Annotated in this window: 34 protein-coding genes; 9 read left to right on the top strand and 25 right to left on the bottom strand. The window is 68.6% G+C overall.

Going from position 1 to position 25,231, the window contains the following annotated elements; genetic code table 11:
- Window positions 1-5: 5 nt before the first annotated feature.
- Together ACIQBL_RS37985 and ACIQBL_RS37980 are read right to left on the bottom strand one after the other, a co-directional pair.
- Window positions 6-2,195, bottom strand: a complete 2,190-nt coding sequence (locus tag ACIQBL_RS37985) for a phosphotransferase (RefSeq protein ID WP_401950660.1) — start codon at window positions 2,193-2,195, stop codon at window positions 6-8.
- Window positions 2,196-2,357: 162 nt separating this feature from the next.
- Complete coding sequence (locus tag ACIQBL_RS37980; RefSeq protein ID WP_401950657.1) at window positions 2,358-3,278, bottom strand: GntR family transcriptional regulator; 921 nt, start codon at window positions 3,276-3,278, stop codon at window positions 2,358-2,360.
- A 209-nt stretch (window positions 3,279-3,487) separates the two neighbouring features.
- Between ACIQBL_RS37980 and ACIQBL_RS37975 the strand changes: the two genes are divergently transcribed.
- A complete protein-coding gene (locus tag ACIQBL_RS37975; RefSeq protein WP_401950654.1) occupies window positions 3,488-3,670 on the top strand; it encodes a hypothetical protein in 183 nt (60 codons plus the stop codon).
- A 12-nt stretch (window positions 3,671-3,682) separates the two neighbouring features.
- Here the strand turns inward: ACIQBL_RS37975 and ACIQBL_RS37970 are convergent, their stop codons facing one another.
- Together ACIQBL_RS37970 and ACIQBL_RS37965 are read right to left on the bottom strand one after the other, a co-directional pair.
- The gene (locus ACIQBL_RS37970) at window positions 3,683-4,420 is read right to left on the bottom strand and encodes an HAD family hydrolase (protein WP_401950652.1); all 738 of its coding nucleotides are present in this window, start codon (window positions 4,418-4,420) and stop codon (window positions 3,683-3,685) included.
- The gene (locus ACIQBL_RS37965; protein ID WP_401950649.1) at window positions 4,420-5,301 is read right to left on the bottom strand and encodes a GntR family transcriptional regulator; all 882 of its coding nucleotides are present in this window, start codon (window positions 5,299-5,301) and stop codon (window positions 4,420-4,422) included. The genes ACIQBL_RS37970 and ACIQBL_RS37965 overlap by 1 nt, the downstream gene beginning before the upstream one ends.
- Before the next feature lie 175 nt (window positions 5,302-5,476).
- Between ACIQBL_RS37965 and ACIQBL_RS37960 the strand changes: the two genes are divergently transcribed.
- Complete coding sequence (locus ACIQBL_RS37960) at window positions 5,477-5,665, top strand: hypothetical protein (RefSeq protein ID WP_401950646.1); 189 nt, start codon at window positions 5,477-5,479, stop codon at window positions 5,663-5,665.
- Window positions 5,666-5,705: 40 nt separating this feature from the next.
- On the opposite strand, the gene ACIQBL_RS37955 is transcribed toward ACIQBL_RS37960, so the two are convergent.
- The 4 genes from ACIQBL_RS37955 to ACIQBL_RS37940 form a co-directional block, all read right to left on the bottom strand.
- Window positions 5,706-6,614: a winged helix-turn-helix domain-containing protein gene (locus ACIQBL_RS37955; RefSeq protein WP_401950643.1), complete on the bottom strand. Its 909-nt coding sequence runs from the start codon at window positions 6,612-6,614 to the stop codon at window positions 5,706-5,708.
- Between the two features lie 216 nt (window positions 6,615-6,830).
- Complete coding sequence (locus ACIQBL_RS37950; RefSeq protein WP_401950640.1) at window positions 6,831-8,090, bottom strand: GNAT family N-acetyltransferase; 1,260 nt, start codon at window positions 8,088-8,090, stop codon at window positions 6,831-6,833.
- Window positions 8,091-8,286: 196 nt separating this feature from the next.
- Window positions 8,287-9,258 (bottom strand): asparaginase, encoded by a 972-nt coding sequence (locus ACIQBL_RS37945; RefSeq protein ID WP_401950639.1) that lies wholly within the window; start codon window positions 9,256-9,258, stop codon window positions 8,287-8,289.
- 10 nt (window positions 9,259-9,268) lie between these two features.
- Window positions 9,269-9,871 (bottom strand): aerial mycelium formation protein, encoded by a 603-nt coding sequence (locus ACIQBL_RS37940; RefSeq protein WP_401950636.1) that lies wholly within the window; start codon window positions 9,869-9,871, stop codon window positions 9,269-9,271.
- 160 nt (window positions 9,872-10,031) lie between these two features.
- Here ACIQBL_RS37940 and dtd point away from each other — a divergent pair, with 160 nt between their 5' ends.
- Window positions 10,032-10,457, top strand: a complete 426-nt coding sequence (gene dtd, locus ACIQBL_RS37935) for a D-aminoacyl-tRNA deacylase (RefSeq protein WP_401950633.1) — start codon at window positions 10,032-10,034, stop codon at window positions 10,455-10,457.
- 22 nt (window positions 10,458-10,479) lie between these two features.
- Here the strand turns inward: dtd and ACIQBL_RS37930 are convergent, their stop codons facing one another.
- Window positions 10,480-11,571: a hypothetical protein gene (locus ACIQBL_RS37930; RefSeq protein ID WP_401950630.1), complete on the bottom strand. Its 1,092-nt coding sequence runs from the start codon at window positions 11,569-11,571 to the stop codon at window positions 10,480-10,482.
- A 156-nt stretch (window positions 11,572-11,727) separates the two neighbouring features.
- Between ACIQBL_RS37930 and ACIQBL_RS37925 the strand changes: the two genes are divergently transcribed.
- Entirely contained in the window at window positions 11,728-12,828 is a 1,101-nt protein-coding gene (locus tag ACIQBL_RS37925) for a LuxR C-terminal-related transcriptional regulator (protein WP_401950627.1), read from the top strand.
- Between the two features lie 43 nt (window positions 12,829-12,871).
- Here the strand turns inward: ACIQBL_RS37925 and ACIQBL_RS37920 are convergent, their stop codons facing one another.
- The 8 genes from ACIQBL_RS37920 to ACIQBL_RS37885 form a co-directional block, all read right to left on the bottom strand.
- Complete coding sequence (locus tag ACIQBL_RS37920; RefSeq protein ID WP_401950624.1) at window positions 12,872-13,837, bottom strand: YgfZ/GcvT domain-containing protein; 966 nt, start codon at window positions 13,835-13,837, stop codon at window positions 12,872-12,874.
- A 10-nt stretch (window positions 13,838-13,847) separates the two neighbouring features.
- The gene (locus ACIQBL_RS37915) at window positions 13,848-14,348 is read right to left on the bottom strand and encodes a Fur family transcriptional regulator (protein ID WP_401950622.1); all 501 of its coding nucleotides are present in this window, start codon (window positions 14,346-14,348) and stop codon (window positions 13,848-13,850) included.
- Window positions 14,349-14,377: 29 nt separating this feature from the next.
- On the bottom strand, window positions 14,378-15,079 hold the full coding sequence (locus ACIQBL_RS37910; RefSeq protein ID WP_401950620.1) for a restriction endonuclease subunit S: 702 nt from the start codon (window positions 15,077-15,079) through the stop codon (window positions 14,378-14,380).
- A complete protein-coding gene (locus ACIQBL_RS37905; RefSeq protein WP_401950617.1) occupies window positions 14,989-15,360 on the bottom strand; it encodes a hypothetical protein in 372 nt (123 codons plus the stop codon). Before ACIQBL_RS37905 ends, ACIQBL_RS37910 begins: the two co-directional genes overlap by 91 nt.
- 369 nt (window positions 15,361-15,729) lie before the next feature.
- Complete coding sequence (locus ACIQBL_RS37900) at window positions 15,730-16,329, bottom strand: FABP family protein (RefSeq protein ID WP_401950614.1); 600 nt, start codon at window positions 16,327-16,329, stop codon at window positions 15,730-15,732.
- A 224-nt stretch (window positions 16,330-16,553) separates the two neighbouring features.
- The gene (locus ACIQBL_RS37895; protein WP_401950612.1) at window positions 16,554-17,459 is read right to left on the bottom strand and encodes a hypothetical protein; all 906 of its coding nucleotides are present in this window, start codon (window positions 17,457-17,459) and stop codon (window positions 16,554-16,556) included.
- Window positions 17,456-18,367 carry a hypothetical protein gene (locus ACIQBL_RS37890; RefSeq protein ID WP_401950609.1) on the bottom strand — a complete coding sequence of 304 codons (912 nt, stop codon included), beginning with the start codon at window positions 18,365-18,367 and terminating at the stop codon, window positions 17,456-17,458. The genes ACIQBL_RS37895 and ACIQBL_RS37890 overlap by 4 nt, the downstream gene beginning before the upstream one ends.
- Window positions 18,364-19,119 carry a hypothetical protein gene (locus ACIQBL_RS37885; protein WP_401950606.1) on the bottom strand — a complete coding sequence of 252 codons (756 nt, stop codon included), beginning with the start codon at window positions 19,117-19,119 and terminating at the stop codon, window positions 18,364-18,366. Before ACIQBL_RS37885 ends, ACIQBL_RS37890 begins: the two co-directional genes overlap by 4 nt.
- A 129-nt stretch (window positions 19,120-19,248) precedes the next feature.
- Here ACIQBL_RS37885 and ACIQBL_RS37880 point away from each other — a divergent pair, with 129 nt between their 5' ends.
- The 3 genes from ACIQBL_RS37880 (at window position 19,249) to ACIQBL_RS37870 (ending at window position 20,295) form a co-directional block, all read left to right on the top strand.
- The gene (locus ACIQBL_RS37880; protein WP_401950603.1) at window positions 19,249-19,611 is read left to right on the top strand and encodes a DsrE family protein; all 363 of its coding nucleotides are present in this window, start codon (window positions 19,249-19,251) and stop codon (window positions 19,609-19,611) included.
- A 79-nt stretch (window positions 19,612-19,690) separates the two neighbouring features.
- Window positions 19,691-20,047 (top strand): hypothetical protein, encoded by a 357-nt coding sequence (locus ACIQBL_RS37875; protein WP_401950601.1) that lies wholly within the window; start codon window positions 19,691-19,693, stop codon window positions 20,045-20,047.
- Window positions 20,044-20,295 carry a hypothetical protein gene (locus ACIQBL_RS37870; RefSeq protein ID WP_401950598.1) on the top strand — a complete coding sequence of 84 codons (252 nt, stop codon included), beginning with the start codon at window positions 20,044-20,046 and terminating at the stop codon, window positions 20,293-20,295. Before ACIQBL_RS37875 ends, ACIQBL_RS37870 begins: the two co-directional genes overlap by 4 nt.
- Before the next feature lie 24 nt (window positions 20,296-20,319).
- Here ACIQBL_RS37870 and ACIQBL_RS37865 read toward each other — a convergent pair whose 3' ends face one another.
- The gene (locus ACIQBL_RS37865) at window positions 20,320-20,511 is read right to left on the bottom strand and encodes a DUF397 domain-containing protein (protein ID WP_401950595.1); all 192 of its coding nucleotides are present in this window, start codon (window positions 20,509-20,511) and stop codon (window positions 20,320-20,322) included.
- Window positions 20,493-21,335 carry a helix-turn-helix transcriptional regulator gene (locus tag ACIQBL_RS37860; protein ID WP_401950593.1) on the bottom strand — a complete coding sequence of 281 codons (843 nt, stop codon included), beginning with the start codon at window positions 21,333-21,335 and terminating at the stop codon, window positions 20,493-20,495. Before ACIQBL_RS37860 ends, ACIQBL_RS37865 begins: the two co-directional genes overlap by 19 nt.
- A gap of 169 nt (window positions 21,336-21,504) precedes the next feature.
- Here ACIQBL_RS37860 and ACIQBL_RS37855 point away from each other — a divergent pair, with 169 nt between their 5' ends.
- Window positions 21,505-21,870: a hypothetical protein gene (locus ACIQBL_RS37855; RefSeq protein WP_401950590.1), complete on the top strand. Its 366-nt coding sequence runs from the start codon at window positions 21,505-21,507 to the stop codon at window positions 21,868-21,870.
- Window positions 21,871-21,977: 107 nt separating this feature from the next.
- On the top strand, window positions 21,978-22,118 hold the full coding sequence (locus ACIQBL_RS37850) for a hypothetical protein (RefSeq protein ID WP_401950587.1): 141 nt from the start codon (window positions 21,978-21,980) through the stop codon (window positions 22,116-22,118).
- Here the strand turns inward: ACIQBL_RS37850 and ACIQBL_RS37845 are convergent.
- From ACIQBL_RS37845 to ACIQBL_RS37820, 6 genes are all read right to left on the bottom strand, one after another.
- Entirely contained in the window at window positions 22,108-22,482 is a 375-nt protein-coding gene (locus ACIQBL_RS37845; protein ID WP_401950584.1) for a VOC family protein, read from the bottom strand. The two genes, ACIQBL_RS37850 and ACIQBL_RS37845, sit on opposite strands and share 11 nt — an antisense overlap.
- 22 nt (window positions 22,483-22,504) lie before the next feature.
- Entirely contained in the window at window positions 22,505-22,765 is a 261-nt protein-coding gene (locus tag ACIQBL_RS37840; protein ID WP_401950582.1) for a DUF3099 domain-containing protein, read from the bottom strand.
- A gap of 76 nt (window positions 22,766-22,841) precedes the next feature.
- Entirely contained in the window at window positions 22,842-23,129 is a 288-nt protein-coding gene (locus ACIQBL_RS37835) for a DUF1416 domain-containing protein (protein ID WP_401950579.1), read from the bottom strand.
- A 40-nt stretch (window positions 23,130-23,169) separates the two neighbouring features.
- A complete protein-coding gene (locus ACIQBL_RS37830; RefSeq protein ID WP_401950576.1) occupies window positions 23,170-24,009 on the bottom strand; it encodes a sulfurtransferase in 840 nt (279 codons plus the stop codon).
- Window positions 24,010-24,142: 133 nt separating this feature from the next.
- Window positions 24,143-24,223 carry a putative leader peptide gene (locus ACIQBL_RS37825; RefSeq protein WP_353963781.1) on the bottom strand — a complete coding sequence of 27 codons (81 nt, stop codon included), beginning with the start codon at window positions 24,221-24,223 and terminating at the stop codon, window positions 24,143-24,145.
- A 202-nt stretch (window positions 24,224-24,425) separates the two neighbouring features.
- Window positions 24,426-25,169, bottom strand: coding sequence for a DUF2993 domain-containing protein (locus ACIQBL_RS37820; RefSeq protein WP_401950573.1), 744 nt, complete (start codon window positions 25,167-25,169; stop codon window positions 24,426-24,428).
- Window positions 25,170-25,231 lie beyond the last annotated feature (62 nt).

Raw genomic sequence — 25,231 nt, 5'->3', positions numbered from 1 at the left:
CGTGTCTATCCATGGTCGGTCCGGGGCAGTGCCAAAGCAAGATACGGGTTGGCCGTCGATCTCACGTTGAGCCCGAGTGACGCGGTCGCCGTCTTCAGGGTCATGGCGTAAGTGTCCACCGCACGCCGGACGTTGGGAGCTTCGAGGCTGTCTCCGGTGACCAGGCGGTCGAGGTCGACGTAGGCGGAGCGCACGGACTCGATCCAGCGGTACACGATCCAGTCCTCGCGCCAGCCCTTGGTGCACTCCTCGGGCATCCTCTTGGCCCACCGGGCGAACAGGCGCTCGCGGATGTCCGGGAGAGTCGGGGTCAGATGCATGTGGCGGACCAGGTCATAGAGGGGATCGCCCACCATGGCCATCTCCCAGTCGATGAGGGTCAGTCCCTTGCCGTCCTCGCGGCGCACCAGGTTCCAGGGGTTGAGGTCACCGTGCAGAAGGACGGAACGGCGCGGGATCAGGATGTGCCGGTCGAGGATCTCTCCCAGCCGGACGATTCCGGGCAGGCCGAACTCCCTGGCCAGAGCCATTGTCTCGGCAGGGATCTCGGACACCATGCGAAGCAGTTCGAGGCGCAGCCCCTGGTAGAAATCCTGGCCGAGGGTGTCCGCGCCCAGCTTCTCGCAGTCGACTTTCGTCAATTCGCAGAGCTGGTCGACGAGATCGTCCGCCTCGTGCGGCAGCAGCCCCTCGGCGGGATGGTCGGGGTGCCGGATCTCGTCCTTCGGCCCCTCGTACGAATGGATGGTGAACTGGTCCCTCAGATGACGATGGCTGACGCCCAGTGCCAGGACACGCGGAGCATGCACCTGCGCGTCGGATTCCTCGATCGCTCGCAGCACGACGTGCTCGTTCAGGAATCGCCGTTCCCTGGGAGCCGCCGAACTCATCTTCCGCCGCACCATGACCGGAAACGGGATGCCCCGCACCTGCACCGCCGTACAAAGGTGGGCCGTTCCCTTGAACACATGGTCCGCAGGCGCCGCTCCCTCCTTGAAGAGAGCCTCCCGGACCGCCCATGCCGGGAACCTCGCGTGTTCGGGGACCCTGAGGTCCGACTTCCAGGGGATGGCCAGCGTGCCCAACTCCCGGTTGCGGCGCTTGCCGTTGGACTCGTTCCACCGGATGAGAATGCGTTCGATCGCCTCTTCACCCGGCACGCTCTTGAGGCGCAGCGGGCCTTCGGCGGCTTTCAGAGCCCGGTGCACCGCGATCGTCGCGGCGTCAAGGTCTCGCTGGTCGAACGTTACGCCGAGCGAGGTCACCGCCCGCATCACGTCCGGATAGACGGACTGGCCCCGCTCGAAGTCGACGTAGTGCCTGAGATCCCGCTCAAAGCCGTTCACCGCCTTGCTGCGCCGCTCGGCCATGGCCGAGCGCCACGAGTCCGTCACCTCCGCCCACTGGTGGTCCGGGTAGTCCATCCGCACCAGATGGGTGGCGAGGTCGTGCACCGGGTCGCCGTATGTGGCCAGTTCCCAGTCGACGCAGATCAGCGGCGGGTCGCCGTGAAAGGAGACGATCACGTTGTCGCGGTGCAGATCGGTGTGGAGCAGGCTGAAGGGACGGCTGATCATCGCGGGCACGCGCTCGGCGAACCGCACCATGGCGTCCTCGGGAATGCCCAGGGTGGCGAACAACCCTCCGAACTTCCGCCAGTTGGGCTTCCTGATCTGCTCCTCCGTCGCGAGTGCCAGGGCCCGGAGGAAGGCCCGGCTGTCCCGGCTGGTCCGGGGCCAGGACTGCGGAAGCGGCGGCAGGTCCTTTCTGGGCACCTGTGTCATGTCGGCCAGCAGGCCGGCGAGAGCGGAGATCAGATGCGAGTCGACCGGCTTGCCGTTGCGACAGATGGTCGACAGCGGCACGCCCTGTACATAGCTGAGAACGGTCGTGTCCCAGCGTTTGACCAGGCACTTGGGAACGTGCGGCAGCACGCCGTGGACCGCGCCCAGGATCTCCGACTCGTCCTGCCAGGTCCTGATGACAACGGGCAGCACGGTGCGGATTCGCTGACGTACGGTCACCCAGTGGTGCCCCGCCACGGCGGAGAGCCGCGTGTTCAGGGGCTCCGGCGGCTCCACCACATAGTTGACGTTGTGGTGGCCACGGCTGAACTCGCCCTCGGTCCTGGCGTAGGCCACGAGACGATCGAACGCGTCGCCCGTGTCTCTCGCCTGAGCGGGAGATCCGGGCATTGGTGGACCACCCAAGGTCACTCCTGAATAGCTGTACGTCGCCACCGATGTCCATGCGGCGCGAGCAGAGTGGGCACACTGTAATGCCCAGTCCTGAAGCGGGTGGCCGAACCTCGCCAAACCGCAACCCACTTGATGGCTCGCTCACATGACCTGCGGATTTCAGAACGCTACGGCGAGGCGCTCCCAGCAGGCGTCGAACCAGGCCTGCATGCTCTCGATGAACACCGATCCGGTGGAGTTGGGATCACCCTCGTCGTTGACGTGCCTGATCAGGGTCGCCCCCAGGCCCAGGACGTCGAGGGCGTTCATCTCCGTCCCGTCGTCGAGGAGGATGGAGCGCTCCACGACTTCGTAGGGACCGAACAGTGCCTCGGCGCCCGGGCGGAGGTACAGCTTGAAGGCCGGCACCAGGGGGATGCTCCTGACCTCCACCGTCACGGAGGACACCAGTCCCTCTGTTTCCAGGTTCCGCAGGGCCGCGCGCAGCGATGTCGTATGCCTCCGGGTGATGCCTCTCAGACGCTCCTGCACCTGTTCCTGCAACCGGTCCAATTGCTCGGCCCCATAAGCCTCTTCGGACTCTCCCCCCGGTTTCAGGGCCCGCGGATACGGAAGTTCCAGCGACTCGGCGGGCAGCAGCATCCGCAACTCGATGCGCTCAGGGGTGGCGATCTCGCCCGTACGGATGTGCTCCGCCTGGAGACGGACGTGAGCGTCCAGGCTCTCCGACGTGAGAGTGAAGACGTCCAGTCGCACGACAGGCTGGGCGAACGCCCGGGTGATGAACGGCCCCAGGGCCGCGCGCAGCCTCGGCGCCACCTGCGGAACCTTGCCCGAGTGCATGGGGCTCTTCACCACCCGCGAACCGCTTCCCTGACGGGACTCGATCCACCCCTCGTCCTTCAGCTCGCGCAGCACACGCTGGACCGTGTCACGGGAGACCCCGAAGTCGTCGGCGAGTTCGCGCTGCGGGGGCAGGAGCTGGCCCAACGTGTATGTGCCGTCGGCGATGCGGACACGAAGCTCCTCCAACAGGGCGTTGAACTCCCTGCCGCCGCCTTCGCCACGTCCTGAGGTCACACCGCGACCGTACCTCTTCACCGGAGCGAGGAAACCACTTCCAGTCATATCGCGGTCCAATGTGACCGCCCGCCATACATATCCCGCGCCGACGTTAGGGGATCAAGCAGCCAGGGAAGACCAATCCAAGGCAAGCAGTCCAATTGGAACGGTTGTTGATCAGTTGTCAGGCAAGAACACCGTCCGAGAGAAGCAAGGGGTGGGGTCCCGTGGTCGTCGCCGAGTTACTGAAAGCCGTCGCGGCACTCGAAATCGAGCAACTGATGCAATCGCGGTACGGGGCGCTGGGCTTCCTCTGCCTCTTCCTGCTCGGTGCAGGCATCAAGGCCCGCAGCGCCACCTGCGCGTCCGCCGGAGCCGTGATCCTCGTGCTCCTGATGACCCAGGCCTGACTCCCCTCCGGCTCAGGCCTGATCCCGCACCACCCGCAACACCGTCTCCAGGGACCCGACCACGTACTCGGCCCCCGCGTCCCGCAGCACCTTCTCCTTGCGCTCATTGCGCGCGTAGCCGAGGAACAGCACACCAGCCGCCTCCGCGGCTTCGAAGTCCGTGGCGGTGTCGCCGATCATCAAGGTGGCCGACGGCGCCGCGCCCAGCCCGTTCAGCGCGCGGTTGAGGCAGTGCGGGTCGGGCTTGAGCAGGTGGAGGTCCTGGGTGCGGCCGTAGATGTGCGGGGCGAAGAGGGATACGAGCCCACGGCCGGCCAGGTAGGTCCGCACCACCCGGGGTGAGTTGTTCGTGGCGATGGCCAGTCGTGAACCCACCGCGGACCAGGTGCGGATCAGCGGGTCGGCGTAGGCCGTGGGCATCGCCGAGGACGTGGCGCGGAGTTCCTCCTGGGTGAGGCGTTCCTCCAGTTCCGCGACCAGGTCGCTGCCGGGGTGCCGGCGGTCCACGGCGCGCAGGACCATGTGCGGGTCCAGGGAATCCCGTTCGCTCTCCGTCAACAGCCCGCGCAGTCCCCGCCCTTCGAGCCACTCGACCAGTTCGCGCGCCACGCGTGCCGCCGTGTGCCCCGCGAAGAGCCGACAGATCGGACCGTCGAAGTCGAACAGTACGTGGCGGGCCTTGGTGATCAGTTCTCGCAGGTTCTCTGTCTCTACTGTCACCTGTTCAGTCTGCGCTGTATCAGAAGTCACTAGGAGAGTGTCAGGTCCGTCGTGATGGTTTCCCAGAGGGCGTCGAACCACAGCTGCGATTGCTCGACGAACGCGGCGTCCCGCTCGCCGGTCTGCCGCAGGAAGGAGAACAGGACGGACTGGGAGCCGAGGGCGTCGTACATCTCCAGTGTCTGGCTGCCGTACTCCTCCTCCCGTCTCACGAGCATGTAGTAACCGAGCAGCGCCTCCTGGCCGTTGAGCAGGTACAGCTTCACGGGAGGAGTGAAGGGGAGGGCGCGGAAGGTGACCCTGACGTCCATGCCGTGGGTGGCCCGCAGAGCCTGGAGGTTGTGCTGGAGCACCTGGCCCTGGGCGTTGCGCAGCCCCAGCCAGCGCTTGTGGACCGAGTCGTCCTCGCCGCTGTCGTCGACCGGGACCGGGAACGCGAGGGTGATCTCCCGGGAGGGGACCAGGATGCGGACCTCGATCGACTGAGGGCGGAGGCGGCCCTCGTGGATCAGGCGCAGGGGTTCGCCGATGGCCACCATCAGTGTCTCGGCGGTGTGGCACACGACGTCGATGCGGACGTTCGGTGCCGAGAAGGCGTCCGTCAGGCGCGGTGCCAACCCCACCATCGTCGGCTGGGGTTCGTCCCGGGTCGGTGCGGCCGGCTCCGCGATCCGGGGCGGGCTCCCCTTGCTCACGTTCGTCAGCAGCCCCGCCTCCTGAAGCAGCCGCAACGCCTGCCGCACCGCTCCCCGTTCCACCCCGAACTCCTCCGCCAGGTCGGCCTGGGTGGGCAGGCGGTCGCCCGCCTTGAGGTCGCCGGTGCGGATGCGGTCGCGCAGGGCGTCGGCGATCTCCTGGGGCGAGAAGCTTCTGCTGCCGTTCACTGCCACGTTCTCCTGGGTCACGACCAAACGGTATAACTCTGCCCCATCTTAGGGGAGTTGTTTGGAACTTGATTGTGAGTAGGTGTGAGTAGGTGCCAAGAGGGAACAACTTAAGCAGAGTTGGCAACCAACTTCTCCAAGTTGGCGGAAGTTTTGCTTCCTCACCCCCACGTCCACCCGGAAGCCCGAAGGGGGAACCACCGTGCCTGCCATCGCCCTCCTCTCCGCCGTCTTCGTCGTCGGCTTCGAGCAGATCGTCCAGTGGAAGTACGGCACCACCGGCATCGTCGGCCTGCTCCTGCTCAGCATCGGTATCAAGGCCAAGAGCCCGGCCATCAGCTCCATCGGGGCCGTGGTGCTGGCCCTCCTGGTCACCGGACCGGCTCTGTGACCCGAAGGAGGCTCTCCGGGTCAACCGCCGCGGGAGGCGATCAGCTCGTCAGCGTCAGCTCCGAACTGATCGTCTCCCACAGTGCGTTGAACCACAGCTGCGACTGCTCCACGAACGTCGTGTCCCGCAGCCCCGCGCCCTGATCGAAGTCGAACAGCATCGACCGGGTGCCCTCCGCGTCGTACATCTCCACCTGCTCGTGGCCGATCTCCGCCTCGCGCTGGGTCAGCGTGTAGTAGGCGAAGAGCGCCTCCGAGCCGTTGAGCAGGTACAGCTTCACCGGTGGCGTGAAAGGGAGCGCGCGGAACGTGATGTGCACGTCCATGCCGTGTGTCGCGCGCAGGGCGAGCAGGCTGTGCTTCAGGACCTGGCCCTGGGCGTTGCGATGGGCGAGCCAGCGGCGTTGCAGCCGGCCGTCGGCCGGGGCGTCCACGCGGGAGGGGAAGGCGAGTTCGATGTCACTGCTCGGCAGCAGCACCCGGACGTCGACCTTGGCCGGTTTCAGACGTCCGGCGTGGATCTGGCGCAGCGGCTCGCCCATGGCCAGCGTGAGCGAGACGGCCGTCAGACACAGCGCCTCGATCTCCACGTGCGGCTGCGCGAACGCCTTCGCTATGCGCGGCGCGAGGCCCACCATCGTGGGCTGCGGCGGGGCTCCGGGGCCGGTCAGGGCCGGGGTGGGGTCGGGGGCGACCGTCGCGGGGCTCCCCTTCGACACATTGGTGAGCAGATGCTCGGACTGCAGGACGCGCAGCGCCTGTCGTACGGCCCCGCGCTCGACGCCGAACTCGTCCGCCAGCCTGGCCTGGGTGGGCATGCGCTGGCCGGGCCGCAGCACACCGGACCTGATCCGGGTGCGCAACTCGTCGGCCAGCTCATGGTGTGACCACTGTGGCCGTGGTGACCTCGTCCGCCCATTGACGGTGGCGTGTTCCTGGTCCACGACCAAACCCTACAACTTCCCGCCATCTTTCGGCAGTTCAAGGAAAGGTGGTTATGAGACGTACCCAAGAGGAGATAACCAGAGGAGAGTTGGTCGCCAACTTGGCCAACTTGGCCGACCGGGTCTCTCTCCTGGAGGGGAGCGGAGAGCCCGGTCGGATCCGACAACCACAACTGAACAGCTACGGATGAGTCCATCAACAGGCGTCGGCGGAAGGGTCGTTCAGAAGATGTCCGGGCACCAAGGCCGCCTGGACGTACGCAGCAGGGCGTCGGCCACTCGGGCGGCGCCCGCTCGTTCTTCCCGCACCCGGCCCAGCGCCGCGAGCCGCACGGCCGACTCGTCGCCCAGCCACAGCGCCCCCAACTCTCCGACATCCAGCGTGAGTTCCGCGCTCTCCGCGGTCGGCGTGCACGACGCCCCCTGCGCCGAAGCCACCAACCGGTAGCGCCCGCCCGCCAGTCCGGCCCCGTCGGCCACCTCGAACACCACCGTGCCCTCCCCCTCGTACGACCGCGCCTCCATTGCCCGTACGACGTCCAGGATCCGCACCCACAGCCAGTCCGCCTGTGTCGTGATCGTGGCCGCCCGCGGGTCCGGCAGGAGCAGCGGCAGCAGGTCGTCCGGGGCACGCCAGCCCGACTTCACCTTCGCCACCCAGTCGATCGAGCAGAGGTGGTGCCACAGCGCGCGTTCGGCGGCCGGGGTGGTCGCGATCAGGCTCTTCACCGTGGCCGTGTCGAGCGGCTGCTTGGCGTCGGTCCACGTGTCGTCGCAGACGTACGCGGCCAGGCCCTCCACCTCGCCGCCGGGCGCGCGGTAGACGGCGTGGAACGGCTCGGTCCAGGGGGCGCGGTCCAGGCTCAGGGCGCCGGTGGTGACCTGCCACCAGCGGTCGTCGCGGGTGATCGCGCCGGGCTGCGTGCGGCGGAGCCGCTCGTGCAGGTCGGGGCCGAGTCTGCGTACGTCCTCGCCGTCCACCAGGTCGATACGGCCGCCGGACTCCGGGGCCGACCAGCGGGGGTCCAGGCCGGTGCGCTGGACGTCGATCTCCCACTGGGTCGCGGAGGTGGCGGGGCCGAAGCCGTAGCGGCCGTAGATCCGGTACTCCGCGGCGATGAGCGTGGCCACGACGTCGCCCCGGTCCTTCGCCGCGGCCAGGTCCTGGGTCATCATGCGGGTCAGGAGGCCTCGGCGGCGGTGGGTGGACGTGACGGTGACGCTCGTGATGGCGTCCGCGGGGACCGGGGTGCCGCCGACCGCCGTCAGCTCCTGTGGGAAGGATCTGAAGGTTGCGACGCAGCGGCCCTTGTCGAAGGCGCCGAGGGTTCTGGACGGGTCGATGTAGGTGCTGCGGTCGGTGATCTCCGCGTCGGAGACGGTGGGCGTGCGCAGGAAACCGGTGTTGAGGGCGCGGATCCAGTCGGGGATCTCGGGGGTGGTGAGGGGGCGGACGGGGAGGTCGGGTTCGGGGCGGGTCATGGGGTCACGGTAGGTCTGTGGGGGTGGATGTCACCGGGATTTTTTCGCCCCCGCCGCCCCTACCCGTCCCATCCCTGGGGGCTGCGCCCCCAGACCCCCATCGGCCCCGAAAGGGCCTCGTCCTCAAACGCCGGACGGGCTGAGTACAGTCGGCCCGTGTTGAGAGGTCGCCGGACGGGCTGGTAGTCGTCCCCCTTCAAAACGCCGCCCTGATCTCCCCCACATCCCGTCCCCCGCCCAGCACCGCGACCCGCCCCATGCCCTCCGGCGTCTCCACTCCCATCACATCCAGCGCCCGCCCCACCACCGGCCCCAGCACCCGCCCCGCCCCGTCCTCCACCTTGAACGCCAGGGCCCGCCCGTCCGGCAGAGCCACCGCCTGTACCGCCTCCGCGCCCATCTTCGACAGCAGGCCCGGTACCGCGCGCATCAGCCAGGTGTCGGGGCGGCGGGTGCCGGCGACGTACTCGGGGTGGGCGCGCATGGCGTCGGCGACCCGGCGTTCCGGGGAGCCGGGGGTGGCCAGGACGAAGGAGCGGAAGGCTCGGGCGAGGCCGGTCAGGGTGATCGCCATCAGAGGGGCGCCGCAGCCGTCCGTGCCGACGGCGGTGACCGGTTCGCCCGCCGCTTCCTCCACAACCCTGTGGATGAGTTGCTGGAGTTCGTTCGCCGGGTCGAGATACGACTCCAGCGGCCAGCCTCGCAGCGCGCACGCCGCCAGCATGGCCGTGTGCTTGCCGGAGCAGTTCATGGCGACGCGGTCGCGTACGGCGCCCGACGCGAGGTACGTCTCCTGCTCGACCGGGTCCAGCGGGAGGTCCGGCGGGCACTGCAACTGCCCCGCGTTCAGGCCGTGTTCGGCAAGAAGCTGCCGTACGAGATCTCGGTGGAAGAGTTCGCCGGAGTGGCTCGCGGCGGCGATCGCGAGGCGTTCGCCGGTGAGGTCGAGGCCTGCGCGCAGGACGCCGGCCGCCTGCATCGGCTTGTTGGAGGAGCGTGGAAAGACGGGGGCCGTCACGTCACCCAGCGCCAGTTCCACGGAACCGTCCGCCGCCAGCACCACCAGACTCCCCCGGTGCCGGCTCTCGACGAAGCCGGAGCGGACGACCTCCGCGAGCACCGGAGGGGGCGTATCGAGATCGAGAACCCCTGCGTCCTCAGTCGTCACATCGGGCCCCTCACATCAGCAGGTCGTCCACCTGTGCCTCCCCCTCACGGTACCTGCGGGCGATCTCGGCGCTGCACCCGTCGGCCGTGTGTTGGAGGAGCTGACGGCGCCGGGACACCTGCTGTTCGTACCGCACGAGCCGGCCCATCGCGGTGTTCAGCTCCAGGTCGGTGCGGGCCTCCAGGTCCGAGAGTTCGACCTCGGCGAGCATCTCGGCGGCCAGCAGCCGGTACTCCTCGCTGTGCGGGGTGCCCAGCGTGACGTGCCGGGCCGAGGAGCGGTGCCGGGCGGGGGCGTCGGTCAGGATCTCCGGGAGACGGTCCACCACCGAGGCCGCGCCCGCCGGGGAACGGCGGGCCAGTTCCGCGCGCAGGATGTCGATCCGGCCCTGGAGGAGCCGTCGTACGTAACTCAGGTCGGCCTCGTCGCGCTGCGCGTCGCGGCGCAGGGCGCGCAGCTCCGGGAGCCGTAGCGCGGTCAGGTCGGGTGCGGTCGGTTCGGCGGGCAGCAGCGGGCTGTCGACGCGCTGCGCGGGCGGGCGGCGCGTGGCCGGTCCTCCCGCGCGGATCAGCGAGACAGGCCCGGGGGACTGCCCGGTACTCGGTGTGCTCATGTGCCTCTACCCGTCCCCTCGACCGGCGTGTCGACAGCATCGTGCCACCCCAAGTGGCCGCTATGTGACCGAGTGCCCCCGAACGGCCCCAGATGGGGGGTTAAGGAACAAAAATAGGCCCGCCGGGAGTCGTTCTCGTCCGCACGGCATCATGGGACCCATGCGAGCAGTGGTGCAGAGAGTGGACGGCGCGAGCGTCGTCGTGGGCGACGAGACGGTCGGGGCGATCGACGGCGAGGGGCTGTGCGTCCTCGTCGGCGTCACCCACGAGGACACCAAGGAGAAGGCGGCCCAACTGGCCCGCAAACTCTGGTCGATCCGCATGCTGCACGACGAGAAGTCGTGCAGCGACATCGACGCCCCGCTCCTCGTCATCAGCCAGTTCACCCTCTACGGCGACGCCCGCAAGGGCCGCCGGCCCACCTGGAACGCGGCTGCCCCCGGCGACGTCGCGGAGCCGTTGGTCGACGAGGTGGTGGCCCAACTCCGCTCGCTGGGCGCGACGGTGGCGACGGGCCGCTTCGGCGCCCGGATGCGCGTCTCCCTGACGAACGACGGCCCGTTCACCGTCGTAGTGGACCTCTAGGACCTGTCCGCCGGATCGTGCCCTAACTGTTCCAGGTGAGCCAGGACTGGATCGAGGGCTGGGGCAAGCCCGTTTCCTGACCGAGCGAGACGAACGCGCCTTCAATGGCCGGCCGGTCCGCCGCCGCACCGAACAGCTGCTGTGCCGCCGACACCGCGATGCTCATCGCCGGTCCGGCGGTACCGCCCGACACGATCGACGCGAGGGCACCGGAAGCACGGATCAACTGCCCTACGAATTGCCGGTTTTCGGCGCGGGCGGCCTCGTACGGATCGAAGGCCACGACGCGTCCCGCGGCCTCCGCCATGACGTCGAGCGGAAGGAACAGATGGCGGCCGATCCCGACGACGGCCAGCTGGAGTACCCGGTAGTGCCGCGACAACGGATCGCGCTCCGACAGGTACTCGTCCTGTGCGACACGCGCGAAGTGGTCGCCTGCGCTCCTCGACAGGCCCAGCCGCACCAGCAGCGGGACGATGCGGCGCGTGGCCTCGTCCTCGCCGACCGCGTTCGCGTAGGCGTGAAACGCGTACGTCGCAACGGCATCCCGTGCGGCGGTTTCGAGTCGGGGTACCTGCAGTGTCTGGTGCGACTGCGGCACTGGGGTCGTGGCGAGTCGGTCCCGCGCCCGAGCGTTCAGCTCCAGTGCGTCCAGCACCCGCCAGCGCAACGCGTCGTTGTACTCGTTCACCACGCCTTCCGTGAGGGCGCCCATGTTGACCACTTGCCACACAAGCCGACCGACCGCCTCCCGCCGTTTCCTTTCGTCGTAGCGCACTTTGGCCTCGGCGAGAGCCGCTGCCGCCAGTCCGGCGACAGCGGCATAGTTCTCCACCTTCTGGGCCTCTTCGGCGCGCTTCTGTGCCGACACCCCGAAGGTGCGTCCCCAGAACGACCGTTCGCGCTCGTTGACCTGCTGGGCGTACCTGGCCCCGACCGTCGCGCCCAAGGCCCCTGCTTCGTCCACGTTCGTCTGAGCCTCCCGCTGCGCCTGCGGTGCCTGGTCGAGCATCCGCCGCATCTCGCCGAAGGCCGCCGCCCCGCGCGTGCTCGGCAGATAACTCTCCAGCCGGGTCAGCCCGTGCCCCATCGTCCGTGCGACCTCGGGCGTCACCGCGCGGCCCGCGCCCCCTGCCTGTCCCATGTCTCCCCCTGCTCTGCGAAGAACCGCCCTCCGACCTCGCGTCCGGGGGCGGCACCGCCTCACAGTAAAGGGACGACTCCACCTAAACCCATCCCAGATGTCTGGGATATTTCCTACGCTTTCAGCATGTCCGACCACGAAAACAACCGCCCTCCGGAACCCCTGGACGCCCTCACCGCCGCCAGCACCGAACTCCTGCGGCGCGTCCCCGCCGACGTGTGGTGCGCGGTCATGCTCGACCCGGCCACACTGCTCGACACCGGAGGGCTCCACGAGCACGGCTTCCCCGCCGAACTCATGCCGCGGCTGTTCGAGATCGAGCACGGTATCCAGGAGGGCACCGATCACATCCGCGCCCTGGCGGCCAGGCCGGGAACGACCAGCCTCCTGAGCCGGTCGACGCACGGCCCCCACACCGACAGCGTCTACTACCGGGACATCCTGGCTCCCGCCGGTCTCACCGACGAGTTACGCGTCACCCTCAAGGCAGCCGGTCATACGTGGGGACTGCTCGTCCTGTGCCGCGGTCCGCGGTCCCGCCCCTTCACACCGGACGACGTGCGACGCGCGGCGGCCGTCAGTGCTCCCGCCGCCGCCGGACTGCGCCGGGCCCTCCTCCTCACCGGCATCGACAGTCCCGGCGCCCCGGCAGCCCCCGGGCTCGTCGTCACCGACCGGGGCGGACGGATCAGTTCCGTCAGCCCCACCGCGGCCCATTGGCTCGGTCAGCTCGCCGAGAAGCACCGCACCGGGGAGAAGTCCCCGCCGTACGCGCTCTCGGCGGTACTCCAGCAGGTGCGCCACGCTCCCGCCGGCTCCATGATCTCGGCCCGCGTCCGGACTCGTGCGGGCCGATGGATCACCGTCAGCGCATGGCGCCAGGGCCCGCCGGGGGAAGAACTCGCCTACGCGGCCCTGACCCCGAGCCAACCCGGCGAACTGGCCGCCCTCGTCCTCGACACGTACGGCCTCACCCAGCGCGAGCGCGACGTGACCCAGCAGGTCCTGCGGGGCAGTTCCGGGGCCGAGATATCCGGCGCCCTGCACATCAGCGAGTACACCGTCCAGGATCACCTGCGGAAAGTGTTCGACAAGATCGGCGTACGCAGCCGACGCGAGCTCACCGGCACCCTGTTCCTGCGCCACTACCTGCCCGTCCTGCCCCACCCGCCCCTGACCACGGACGGCCGCCTCCTCGACGGCAAGGCAACCGACCAGGAAAAGTAGGGGAGTTCGACCGACCGAAGCACCAGGAGTCCTGCGGAAAGTCCTACGGCTCCACGACGACTTCCTGGGCCGCTGCCGTCGTGTCCGCCAGCAGCGGCGCGTCCAGGGGCACGTTCCGCTTCACCAGCGCCAGGGCGATCGGGCCGAGTTCGTGATGCCGTACGGACGTCGTGATGAAGCCGATTTTCCGGCCCTCCGCGCCCTCCTCCGCGAGCCTCAACTCCGTGCCGTGGCCCGGGAGATGGACCTCGCTGCCGTCGAGGTGGAGGAAGACGAGGCGACGCGGCGGCTTGCCCAGGTTCTGGACGCGGGCGACGGTCTCCTGGCCCCGGTAGCAGCCCTTCTGCAGATGCACGGCCGTACCGATCCAGCCCAGCTCGTGCGGGATGGTGCGGTGGTCGGTCTCGAAGCCGAGGCGGGGGCGGTGGTGTTCGACGCGCAGCGCCTCGTAGGCGAGGATCCCGGCGGGCGGGCCGGACTTCTCGGCGTACGACTCCAGGTCCGCGCGCGGGAGGAAGAGGTCACGGCCGTAGGGCGTCTCGCGTACGACGGCGCCGTCCGGGACCTCGGCGATGGAACCGGCGGGGACGTAGACGACCGCGAACTCGCTTGTGCGGTCGGTGACTTCGACGCGGTAGAAGAACTTCATCGACTCCAGGTAGGCGATCAGCGCGTCCTGGGTGTCGGGTTCGGTGTGCATCCACACCGTGGTGCCGTCGTCGACCAGGTACAGGGCGTGCTCGATGTGGCCGTGCGCGGAGAGGATCAGCGCCTCGGTGGCCACGCCCGTGGGCAGGTCGCTGACGTGCTGGGTGAGCAGGAGGTGCAGCCAGCTCAGCCGGTCGTCACCGGTGACGGCGACCACACCGCGGTGCGAGAGGTCCACGAAACCGGTGCCGTCGGCGAGGGTCCGCTGCTCGCGGAACAGGTCGCCGTAGTGGGCGGCGACGCCTTCGTCCACTCCTTCGGCGGGGACGGCGCCGGGCAGGGACAACAGGGGGCTCTTCATACGGGTAAGCCTACGACTCGGTAGTTGAAGACTCAGCTGAAGTCCTACCGGTCGCTCCGGTCGCTCCGGTCGCCCCGGTCGCTTTCCTGCCCGCGCAGTCCTTGCAGCGGCCGAAGATCGCGAAGTGCTTCATGTCGGTCTCGAAGCCGAAGGTGTCGCGCAGCTTGGCCCGGAACTCGGCGGCGACCTCGACATCGGCCTCGATGACGTTCGTGCAGTCACGGCAGACGAGGTGGATGTGGTGGTGCCGGTCCGCGAGGTGGTACGTCGGCGCCCCGTGCCCGAGGTGGGCATGGCTGACCAGCTGAAGCTCCTCCAGGAGCTCCAGGGTCCGGTACACCGTGGAGATGTTGACCCCCGAGGCCGTCTTCCTCACCTCGATGAGGATGTCGTCGGGAGTCGCGTGCTCCAGGGTGTCCACGGCTTCGAGCACGAGTTGCCGCTGCGGGGTCAGCCGGTAGCCGCGCTGCCGCAGATCGGTCTTCCAGTCAGTGCCTTGGGTGCTCACCACGGGGCCCAGTGTAGGACGGCCGGCCAGGGTTACGGTCCTGTCGTCAGCGCACCGGTCAGCAGGGCTTCGGCCAGCACGTCCCGGTATTCACCCGTCGCCCGGGCGATCTCGGAGTGCGCCCGGATCTTGTCGTCGAGCGCGGCGAGAGTCTCACCGATGGACCGCTGCTCGGCGGCCGACGGGAGCGGCACGGGCAGCTCACCCAGCGTCCGGAGGCTCACGGAGGGAATCACCGCGCCGGCCGCCCGCGTACGGACCCAGTCCTGAGCACTGTGGGAACTCAGGTAGGCCGCCAGGTACGACGACCGTGCGGCACCGTCGTCCGGCAGCCGGATCCTGACCAGGTTGGGGTGGAACAGCCAGCCGTCGTGTTCCCCGGTCACCAGGGCCAGGCGGCCGACCGTGCCGGTACGGGTGAGGAGGATGTCCCCCGCCGTCAGCAGATACAGCTGCCGCGTCCTCGCCCGCTCCCAGGACATGGCGGGTACGACAGCGGGGTCGGCGGCGGAGACGATCCGATGTCCGTTCAGGTCACGGGGGAGAACGATCGGCACGCCGCCGTCCGCCTGGGTGTGCCCCTTGTCCTGCGCGTGTCCCGCAGGACCTGTCTGGAGGGACTGGCAGAGGTCCTTCAGCGGGATCAGCGGCCAGTCGCCGGGCAGCGGCGCGGAGCCGCCTCGCGGGCTGGTGTGTCGTCGGCCGGGACGGGAGCGGCGCCGTCGCGTTCGCACTTCGCCCGTGCCTGGTCGACGAGCCTGAGGCCGTTGAGGTTCAGGGGCGCACTCACCCACCAGTCCGGTCTGCCGTGCTCTCGGACAAGGCCGTCGTGCAGGGCTTTGCGCAGGGCGACCTCCAGGCAGTGCAACGGCCCGTAGAACGCCGCCGACACTGCCACGTTCCACCAGTACAGACGCATGGCCACCATGACGTCGCCGCCCGCCGCCGCAAGGTACGCGTCCATACGCGGCTTCGAGAGGGCTTTCAGCAGCCACTCGGGCGGGTCGTCGGTCACGGTTCCCCCATCAACAGATGTGCCGTGTTACGGTCACCTGTGTACGCCCTGGGTCCGCCTCTGCTTCGCATGCCGCCCAGAGCACGGCCTCCGGAACCCCGGCCGCAGCGTTATTGCGGCCGGGGTTCCGTGCGTTTCGTGACGCCCGGAGAACGCAAGCGCATTGCCATGCGTGAAGATCTGCTAACCCTTGCCGGCGTTTGGAAGTGAGTTAACAGGGGTCGTCGAAGTTGGGCGGTGCACGGCGGCGCTCGCCCCCAGGGGGACGAGGCTCAGAAATGTGACACTCGACCCGGGAAGTGTCACATTCCTGCGGAGAAGGCCCGCTCCGGCGGGAACGGAGAACGCGGAACTACACCGCGCGAAGCCCTACTTGAAGAAAGCGATCCCGTCGTCCGGCATGTCGTCCGGGAGGGCCTTCGCCCAGCGTTCGACGTCGTCCGGGGTGACGATCTTCTTCAGGTGGGCGGACATGTAGGGGCGGAGTTCGACCTCGGGGGTCTGCTTCTCGCCGACCCACATGAGGTCGCTCTTGACGTAGCCGTAGAGGCGCTTGCCGCCGGTGTAGGGGCCGGAGGCGGCCGTGCGGGCCACGGCGTCCGTGACGAGGTCGATCTGGGGCTTCTGCTTGGCCAGCTCGCCGTACCAGATCTCGACGACTCCGTCGTCGCGGGTCATCGTGACCTCTACCTTGCGGTCGGCGTCGACGCGCCAGAAGCCGGACTCGGTCTCCAGGGGGCGGACCTTGTTCCCGTCGTTGTCCAGGACCCAGGTGTGGGAGCGGTACTCCAGGAAGTCACGGCCGTCGTGGCTGAAGGAGACCTCCTGGCCGAAGTTGCACTTCTCGGAGCCCGGGCTGTGTTCATTACTGTCTTCGACAGGGGCATACACACCCGCGCCGGCCCAGTCGCCGAGCAGGAAGACGAGGGGGACCAGGTCCTTGTGGAGGTCGGACGGGATCTCGATCATGGCGTCAGCAGTTCCTCGGTGGTGGTCAGCGCTGGCCCTGGTACAGCTTCTTCACGGCCAGTCCGGCGAAGGCGAGGACGCCGACGCAGACCAGGACCAGCAGGGTTTCGAAGAAGATCTCCACGGGTGCTCCTCGAGCGGTACGAGCGGTGCGTGTACACAGGCCGGGCCCCAGCTTACGCGGCTGGGGCCCGGCCCTCGCTGTCAGGTACACCCTCTCGAGGTCAGTCCAGCAGCTGGCTCTGGAGGGCCACCGTCTGCTGGAAGGGAACGGCCTTCGCGGTGCCCTTCCGGGACTGCACGACCAGCGCGATGGTGTCGCCGGCGGAGAGGTAGGCCTGCCGGACCTGCTCGGCGCCGTAGGGCTTCGACTCGGTGTACGCCGACAAGGTGACCTTCTCGGAGCGGGCCTCCTGCGGGAAGCCTTCGTCGTAGGCGGCGGCCGGGGCGCCGCTCAGTGGGTAGACCACCGAGTCGTAGGAGATGAGGCCCGGCGAGAACAGCTCGTCCGCGACCGCGGCGGTGTCGAACTGAAGCAGGTAGATCCGGGTGCTCGTGCCGTCCGGAGCGGTCCAGCCGCGGGCCGCGATGTGCCGCAGGCCGTCGTCGGTCAACTTCTGCCCGAACTCCTTGCGGTCGTCCGCCGAGGCGTACTGCGCCAGGAAGTCCTTCGTCGCCAGCCAGCCGTCCGCACCGCGCAGGGACGCGTCGGCCTTCATGCCCTTCGGCTCCGGCAGGACCAGCGCGCGCAGGTCCGCGTAGTGGGCGTTCGCCTTGTTGTCCAGGGCGAACGGGCCCGGGCTGCCGGAGGGCAGGGGAGGCCGGACGATCTCCGGGTAGTCCCAGCGCCCGTCCGACGCGGTCGCCAGACCGGGTACGTCGGACCGCTTCATCTGCGTGACGCCGTACGCCGTGCCCGCCCCGGCCGCCGCGAACACCACGACGGCCGCGGTCCAGCGCAGGGCGGCGCGCAGGACACGGCGGTCCTTGCGCACCGGCTGCTGCGGCTCCGGCTGCTGCTGCTCCGGCTGCTGCGGCTCCGGCTGCTGCGGCTCCGGCTGCGCCTGGGGCGGTACGAGCGGTGGTTTCTCGGGCCGGGGAGGAATCGCGGTCTCCTGCTGCTCGGTCATACCGCCTCCCCCGTCGTCTTGATGCGGTCCAGTTGGTCGCGCAGGAACAACGCGACCCCGCCCGGGTCCATCGACTTGGCCCCGGACGCGGTGAGCGAGACCAGGACATCGCTCTCGTAGGCGAAGCAGTACATCGCGGTGAGCTTCTCGCCGGAGTTCTTGGGCGGCAGGAGACACCGCGCGTTCTTGTGGCCCTCGATGCTCGGTCCCTTGCGGAACTCGGTGAGGGCGGTCAGGAACGCGTTCTGGTACCTGGCGATGTTCCGCACGGCGCCCTCGTCCATCTGGGACAGGACGACGTCGATCGTGAAGGCATGGTCCGCCGCGAGCGTGGAGCCCGCCGCGTCGGAGGTGCTGAGGTAGCTGCGCATGGCCATGCCCTTGATGTGCTGCTGGTCGATCTGCTTCTCCAGCCGGAGCCGCTGGGACCGGGGCAGACCGCTGATCGACTCCTTGCGCAGAGCGGTCGCCTCACGGCCGGACAGCTCCGCGTCGGAGCCGTACTGCGCGATGTCCGGGCCGCGGACATAGCCGCTCGTGGCATACGGCAGCAGCACACCGCGCAACCCCTTGGCCACCGCGGCCTTCTTGTCGTTCACCTCGGTGCTGGGGAACTTCCACACGGGGGCGCCCGCGTCCCGGTCGGCGCCGTTCACGGTCACCACGGTGTATCCGACCCCGCCGATCACGGCGACGGCGAGGAGCGCGGAACCGGCGATCGCCGCGATACGGCGACGGCGTACGCGCTTCTTGGGATCCGGGGCCGTGGCCGGCGAGGCGGGGACGGTCCCGGCCGACTCCACGGGCTCGACCGGCCCGACCTGGCCGACCTGGCCGACCTGCCCGACCTGTCCTGACTGCCCTGACTGCCCTGACTGCCCTGGCTGCCCGATCTCGTTCTCGGTCATAGCCGCTCCATCTGCCGCTCGGCCAGATCCATGATCTTCTTCTTGGGGATCGGCTTGCTGTCGTAGATCCAGATCTCCACGGCGATGTCGCCGCGCCAGGCATGGGCCTCGGCGCTGTACCCACCGTCCTTCGAGCCGTGGACGTACACCTCGCCGTCGCCCGTGCCGGGGATGTCCCAGCTGTCGGTGCCGGCATCGCGCTTGGCCCAGTAGTCGGCGTCGGAGGAGACGACGGAGGCCCCGAGGTTCTCCTCCTGGCTGTACTGCGTGAGGATGATCTCGACGTCGCGCGCGGTGCCCTCCCGCCACTCGCTCACGGCCGCGCGGCGGAACTCCTCGCCGACCAGGTAACCGAACTCGATGTCCGGCTTCGTGAACCTCTCGGCGTAGCCGGCCAGGTCCAGCCACCCGTCAGCACCCTCGGGGAAGAGGACGTCCCGCGCCCCGCCCGGCCGTTTGAGCAGCAGCTTGCGCAGGTCGCCGTCGGTCCTGACCCGGCGGTCCTGGTCGGCGGACAGCGGCACGGCGGCGCCCTTGGCCTGGGTAAGGGTGGCCTGCGAGAGCGAGGGCAGTTTGTCGGGTGCGTGATTCGCCTGGACGAGGAAACCCGCACAGGCACCGGCTACGACGCCGAGCACGGCGGCGACGGCGATCAGGAGGGTGGTACGGCCTCGGCGGCGCGGGCGGGGCGCGGGCTCCGGCTCCGGCTCCGGCTCCGGCTCCGGCCTCAACTCCGGCGCCGGCTCCGGCACTTCTTCGATGGTTTCTTCCGGTACTTCCAAAACGTCCCCCACGGAACATGGCATGCGCATTCCATATGCGCGCACAGGAGACCCATGGCTAATGCAGGGAGTTGTAAGGGAGTTGATTACGATTCGGTCATGTCGAAGAAGCTCGTGATCAAGGTGACCGCGGGGGCCGACGCCCCCGAACGCTGCTCACAGGCGTTTACGGTGGCCGCGGTCGCCGTTGCCAGCGGGGTCGACGTCTCCCTGTGGCTGACCGGCGAGTCCGCGTGGTTCGCGCTGCCGGGGCGCGCGGCCGAGTTCGAACTCCCCCATGCCGCGCCGCTGCCGGATCTCATCGACTCGGTCCTCGCCGCCGGCCGGGTCACGTTGTGCACGCAGTGCGCGGCCCGGCGGGACATCACCGAGAAGGATGTCATCGAGGGGGTACGGATCGCCGGGGCGCAGGTGTTCGTGCAGGAGGCGATGGCCGACGAGACGCAGGCCCTCGTCTACTGACGCTGCGCCCCACGACACCGCTCCGATGTCGGACCCCGCCGCTACCGTGGTGGACAGGATGTCGAACCTAAGGAGCCCTGTGACAACCCAGCCTGAGCATGGGCAGGAGCTGATCCCCCAGCCCGAGCGCACGCCCGATGCCGTCCGCGTCGCCCTCGCGCACATCGCCCCCCATCGGCTCGGTGAGATGGAGCGGCACAAGGAACAAGCACTCACTGCCGCCATCGCGGACGGCAAGATCGGGCACCTCCAGCACTGGCTCACGTACTGGCACGCGCAGGTTGAGATCGAGCGCCGCCCTGACCTGTCCGCCCGCTATCACAGGGCACTGGCGGCCGTGCACGGTACGGCCGGCAAGGACGACCCCGCCTTCCGGTTCGGCATGACCGAGCTGACCACGGTCGAGGCAGAGGCCGAACGGGCGGTTTCCGCGTGACGTGGCAATGGGACTACGACCCGGACGAGACCCACGTCGCAGGCGGAGCCCCACCCGCATTACTCGCCGAGGTGGAGAAGAAAGCCGACGAGTTGGTGCGCGTTGCCTCGGCGTACTACCTCGACGGGACGGTCTACCAGGGTGAGGGGCCCAAAGGGGGCTTCGCCCACGTGCCCGGTGGCTTCTTCAACTACCTGGCCGTCCCCCGGCACGAGCGGCTCTACATCATGCAGCTGACCCACCTCTGACAGTGCAGGCCCTCGTCCAACGGCCTACTTCACGGACTCCACGAACACGGACCACGTCGACGCCGAGAAGAGCAGGGCACCCAGGGTGGGGTTCTTGCTGTCGCGGACGGGGACGAGGGTGGGGAGGTTGGGGGCGACCTCGATGCAGTTGCCGCCGTCCGTGTTGCTGTAGCTGCTCTTACGCCACGTCACGCTGCTCAGGTCGATGACTCGCACGGCACTTCCTCCAACATCCGCAGGACGAACGATCGCGACTCGGCCGGGGACAGCGCCAGGTCACGTACCGAATCATATGCACGTTGCAGCCGCTCAACCCGGTCGGTTTCTTCGATCAGTTCGCCACGCACATCGTTCTCCGTGTAAGCCACGGTACGACCGTCGAGCAGCCTCAGGAACATGGTGTCGGTGTTCGTCAGGCCGTGCACTCCGGAGCCGAACGGCAGGATCTGAGGTGTGATGTTCGGGCGCTCCGCCACCTCAGCCAGGAACTCCAACTGCTGATGCCACGCCTGCTTGTCGCGCAGTCCCATGCGCAGTACCGCTTCGGAGATGATGGCGCGGAACGGCGGTGCGTCCTCGCCCTCCAGCAACTTCCGCCGCCGCACTCGCGCTTCGACCTGCTGCTCCAGTTCCTCACCCTTGGCGCCACCCGCCGCGAGCGCCTCACGCACATACCCGTCCGTCTGGAGCAGACCAGGCGGCGCGCTTACGGAGTACTGCCACAGGCTGACCGCCTCGGCCTCCAACGTCATGTACCGCCGGTACTGCTCCTTGAACTGCGTCGGGTCCCCCAACGCCAGCTCCCACAACGTCAGCAACAGCGGCGCCGTCCCGTAGTACTGATCCAGCGCCTGTACGACCTCGGGCCCACCCAGCGTGCTGCCCCGCTCCATCTTGCCGAACTGCGACGCGTCCCACCCCACCGCCTTCGACAAGTCCCGCAGGCTCAGGCCCCGTTCGACCCTCAACCGCCGCAACTCCTCGGCAAACCGCTTCCTGGGCTCATGGCTTCGTTCCGTGACCACCAGCCGTTGCGGCATCGCGACCTCCTGTGGAATTTGTGGAATTTGGAGCGCCCGGCGTTGAAGTTGAGCCCGTTGGCGCTGTTTTCGCCTCCGACGTGGGCCATCCTCGTAGCACCCAGGAATGCACAGAGTAGTGCAACTGTCGCATTATGTATGGAAGTTGCACAAAAAGGAGGACGAGCCGATGGAACCCGGAACGCTGCTCTACGACCCCGCCACCAGCAAGGTCGGCGAGTACCAGGACTCGGCGGGCCCCTACGCCCTGTTGCGGCCGGTCGGCGGTGGGCGCGAATGGCAGGCCGACCCCGAGTCGTTGCGGCCGGCGACGGACCAGGAACGTCTCAGCGCCGGGGTCCGCGCGGCCAACGCCCGGGCGCGAACCGACGCCCCGTTCCTCGTCGCCGTCACGCCCCAGCCGGCCCCCGACTGCGCGACCTGCGCGGAACTCTCCGAACTCCGGGCCACCGCGCGGACGGCACTCGACTACAGCGCCGAGACCGACGCGAACGTACTGCTGCGCAAGCACCGGAGCGAGGCCCACCCCGTATGAATCGCCCGCGCCCCCATCAGCTGATCCAGGTGCCCATGAACCAGGCCGTACCCCCACCGCTCATGCCACCCGCATCCACACCGGCCCTCGTACCCACACCCGCACCCGTGCCGCGAGCGACCCCCACGCGCTCCCGTCGCCGGTGGTTCCGGGCACCCCGGGCCCTGCGCGAGGACTCCTTCTGGACCGGGGCGCTCACGGCACTCTGCATCGGCGGACTGCTGATGGCGATCATCGCTACGACCTGATCCACAGGCAGAACGGGTGTCCCGCCGGGTCGAAGAAGACCCGTACATGGTCCTGGGGCTGGTACTCGGCGAGTGTGGCCCCCTCCGCCACCGCCCTCGCCGTCTCGGTCTCCAGGTCGTCGACCTCGATGTCGAGGTGGAGCATCATCTGCTGCTCACCGGGGTTCCGGGTGGGCCACACGGGCGGGACGTACTCCGGCTCGGTCTGGAAGGAGAGGCCCGTGCCGCCGTCGGGCGGGCCGATGAGGACCCAGTCGGATTCCTCGGCCCGGATCACGTACCCGAGGAGGCGGAGGTAGAAGCCGGCCAGCTCGTGCGCGTCCCGCGCGTCGAGCACCACGGTGGACAGTCTCGTAGGCGACATGCCCGCCCTCTACCCACCTGCCCTACGGCCTGCGCTTCTTGCCGTCCAGCTCGTCCCACCACTCGTCGGACTTGGGGTCGCCGGAGGGGTCGTCCCACCAGCGGTCGTCGGGGCCCCGGCGGTTGGCGACCATCGCGGCGACCGGGGGGATCACCATCGCCACCACGCACATGCCGACGGCCGCGGGCACGGACCAGATCCGCACGACTCCCCAGGCCAGGACGAAGAGTCCGATGCAGATGCCCATCATGACGAAGTAGAGACGACGGCGGCGGGCCAGCATGCTTCCAGGGTAGGCCCGGGCATGCGAAAGGGCCGCACCTCCGGTGAGGTGCGGCCCTTCGACGGTAAAACGGCGATCAGACCGCGATCGCGACCTCCGCCAGCCCGCCCGTCTCGGCGACGACCGTGCGGTCGGCGGTGGCGCCCGGAACGAGGGCGCGGACGGTCCAGGTGCCTTCGGCCGCGTAGAAGCGGAACTGGCCCGTCGCGGAGGTCGGGACCTCCGCGGTGAACTCGCCGGTCGAGTCCAGGAGACGGACGTAGCCCGTCACCGGCTCGCCGTTGCGGGTCACCTGGCCCTGGATGGTGGTCTCACCGGGCTTGATCGTCGAGGCGTCGGGGCCGCCGGCCTTCGCTCCACACATGGTCTGTCCTTACGGGTTAGGGCTTGGGCTTGGTCGGGGCTTACTTGTTGGCGCCGAGCTCGATCGGAACGCCGACCAGGGAGCCGTACTCGGTCCAGGAACCGTCGTAGTTCTTGACGTTCTCGACACCGAGCAGCTCGTGCAGCACGAACCAGGTCAGGGCCGAGCGCTCGCCGATACGGCAGTACGCGATGGTGTCCTTCGCCAGGTCGACCTGCTCGTCGGCGTAGAGCTCCTTGAGCTCGTCGTCCGACTTGAAGGTGCCGTCGTCGTTGGCGTTCTTCGACCACGGGATGTTGCGGGCCGAGGGCACGTGGCCGGGGCGCTGCGACTGCTCCTGCGGCAGGTGCGCCGGCGCGAGCAGCTTGCCGCTGAACTCGTCGGGCGACCGGACGTCGACCAGGTTCTGCGAGCCGATCGCCGCCACGACGTCGTCGCGGAACGCGCGGATCGCCTTGTTCTGCGGCTTGGCCTTGTACTCGGTGGCCGGGCGCGAGGGGACTTCCTCGACCAGCTCGCGGGCGTCCAGCTCCCACTTCTTGCGGCCACCGTCGAGGAGCTTGACGTTGTCGTGGCCGTACAGCTTGAAGTACCAGTAGGCGTACGAGGCGAACCAGTTGTTGTTGCCGCCGTAGAGGATCACCAGCGTGTCGTTGGCGATGCCCTTGCCGGACAGGAGCTTCTCGAAGCCCTCCTGGTCGACGAAGTCACGGCGTACCGGGTCCTGGAGGTCCTTGGTCCAGTCGATCCGGATCGCGTTCTTGATGTGGTTCTTCTCGTACGCGGACGTGTCCTCGTCGACCTCGACGACGGCCACGCTCGGGTTGTCGAGGTTTGCCTCGACCCAGTCGGCGTCGACCAGGACGTCGCTGCGGCTCATGCTTTTCTCCTCCGGGGCAGTTACGGCGGTGCGGTGCGTGAGAGAGGGGGTGCGCGCTCGCTTCCGAGTCCGAGGGCAGCGCGCGGGTGCCCCGATCAGGGGCACGGGGAAAGACGGAAGCCTGCGCTTCCGCTCAGAAAGTGCGACAGAGCATGGCGGCGACGCGGCACAGGTCCACTGCCCGCCGCTTCGTGAGATCCGCCTGTTGCCTCATAGGGTCGATCGTAGGGACGGACAGCGGGACATGTCACCGGTGTGTCGTATTTTGAGACGCGATCGTCCGTGATGTGAGACAGAAACGCCGACGAAGGCACTACGACAGGGAATCCGAGCCCTCGCGGCCGTTGACTTCCCTGCCGCACGGACACCCTCGTCTCGCCCCTCGGACAGGCACGGTCCATCCGCCGCCCGTCGTCCTACCCGGCCAGCCGGACGTTCGAACCCTTCACCTTGATCTCCACACCGCTCCGCGCGGCCTGCACGCTGTCCAGCTTCACGCCGCCCGGCAGTTGGTCGATCGTCTGCTGGAAGTCGGTGATCGAGCGGATCCGGGAGTCGGCGAGGTCGACGACCAGCTTGGGCAGGTTGTCGGCGTGCACCTTGACGGTGTCGCCGTCGACGGTGACCGTGCTGAGCACCGGATACGTCGTCGTCCCGACACCCGCGACCGTGACCTTCATATCGGCCTTGATCTTGCCGTTGCCGCCGTCCGAGAGGCCGACGATCTGCGCCTTGACCCCGGTGAAGACACTCGTCGGCTGGGACTTGGCGGCCTTGAGCAGCTGGTCGTAGGAGATGCTCGCGGAACCGGTCGCGGTGGCCGCCGTCGCGGAGCTGTAGTCGCCGGAGAACTTCACGTCCTTCATGTCGGCCTTGAGGTCGTCGATACGGACCGTGGAGGCGCCGGCGCCGCCCGTGTTCCCCGTGGGCACCTCGTAGGTCTTGACGTTCAGCTCGACGTCGTCCAGCTCACCGGAGGCGACCTGGGTGAGGAAGGGGAAGCCCTTGATGGAGACGTCGGGGGTGGTGGCCAGGTTCTCGGTGGTCTTCACCTTGGACGCCGCCTCGTCCTCCGCGAAGTAGACCGCGACCCGGTCCACGGCCACGAACAGGATGCCCAGCACCACCACGACGACCAGAAGTATTCGTAGCCCACGCATTACGGCGTTCCCCCACCTGGTGATCGTCGACAACAGTCATACGACTAACGGGTAGCCGCCGA

The sequence above is a fragment of the Streptomyces sp. NPDC088350 genome, from assembly GCF_044753545.1.
GTDB lineage: Bacteria > Actinomycetota > Actinomycetes > Streptomycetales > Streptomycetaceae > Streptomyces.
The sequence above is the reverse complement of the archived record's forward strand: the minus strand, read 5'-3'. Positions and strand labels throughout refer to the sequence as shown.

What these genes read in the sequence shown, in the direction of transcription:
- ACIQBL_RS37920 (WP_401950624.1), bottom strand. Translation starts at nt 13,837, where the DNA reads ATGAAGAGCCCCCTGTTGTCCCTGCCCGGCGCCGTCCCCGCCGAAGGA.
- ACIQBL_RS37880 (WP_401950603.1), top strand. Translation starts at nt 19,249, where the DNA reads ATGTCGAAGAAGCTCGTGATCAAGGTGACCGCGGGGGCCGACGCCCCC.
- ACIQBL_RS37890 (WP_401950609.1), bottom strand. Translation starts at nt 18,367, where the DNA reads ATGACCGAGAACGAGATCGGGCAGCCAGGGCAGTCAGGGCAGTCAGGG.
- ACIQBL_RS37825 (WP_353963781.1), bottom strand. Translation starts at nt 24,223, where the DNA reads ATGAGGCAACAGGCGGATCTCACGAAGCGGCGGGCAGTGGACCTGTGC.
- ACIQBL_RS37820 (WP_401950573.1), bottom strand. Translation starts at nt 25,169, where the DNA reads ATGCGTGGGCTACGAATACTTCTGGTCGTCGTGGTGGTGCTGGGCATC.
- ACIQBL_RS37860 (WP_401950593.1), bottom strand. Translation starts at nt 21,335, where the DNA reads ATGCCGCAACGGCTGGTGGTCACGGAACGAAGCCATGAGCCCAGGAAG.
- ACIQBL_RS37855 (WP_401950590.1), top strand. Translation starts at nt 21,505, where the DNA reads ATGGAACCCGGAACGCTGCTCTACGACCCCGCCACCAGCAAGGTCGGC.
- ACIQBL_RS37845 (WP_401950584.1), bottom strand. Translation starts at nt 22,482, where the DNA reads ATGTCGCCTACGAGACTGTCCACCGTGGTGCTCGACGCGCGGGACGCG.
- ACIQBL_RS37830 (WP_401950576.1), bottom strand. Translation starts at nt 24,009, where the DNA reads ATGAGCCGCAGCGACGTCCTGGTCGACGCCGACTGGGTCGAGGCAAAC.
- ACIQBL_RS37840 (WP_401950582.1), bottom strand. Translation starts at nt 22,765, where the DNA reads ATGCTGGCCCGCCGCCGTCGTCTCTACTTCGTCATGATGGGCATCTGC.
- ACIQBL_RS37940 (WP_401950636.1), bottom strand. Translation starts at nt 9,871, where the DNA reads ATGAGCACACCGAGTACCGGGCAGTCCCCCGGGCCTGTCTCGCTGATC.
- dtd (WP_401950633.1), top strand. Translation starts at nt 10,032, where the DNA reads ATGCGAGCAGTGGTGCAGAGAGTGGACGGCGCGAGCGTCGTCGTGGGC.
- ACIQBL_RS37925 (WP_401950627.1), top strand. Translation starts at nt 11,728, where the DNA reads ATGTCCGACCACGAAAACAACCGCCCTCCGGAACCCCTGGACGCCCTC.
- ACIQBL_RS37985 (WP_401950660.1), bottom strand. Translation starts at nt 2,195, where the DNA reads ATGCCCGGATCTCCCGCTCAGGCGAGAGACACGGGCGACGCGTTCGAT.
- ACIQBL_RS37895 (WP_401950612.1), bottom strand. Translation starts at nt 17,459, where the DNA reads ATGACCGAGCAGCAGGAGACCGCGATTCCTCCCCGGCCCGAGAAACCA.
- ACIQBL_RS37835 (WP_401950579.1), bottom strand. Translation starts at nt 23,129, where the DNA reads ATGTGTGGAGCGAAGGCCGGCGGCCCCGACGCCTCGACGATCAAGCCC.
- ACIQBL_RS37900 (WP_401950614.1), bottom strand. Translation starts at nt 16,329, where the DNA reads ATGATCGAGATCCCGTCCGACCTCCACAAGGACCTGGTCCCCCTCGTC.
- ACIQBL_RS37950 (WP_401950640.1), bottom strand. Translation starts at nt 8,090, where the DNA reads ATGACCCGCCCCGAACCCGACCTCCCCGTCCGCCCCCTCACCACCCCC.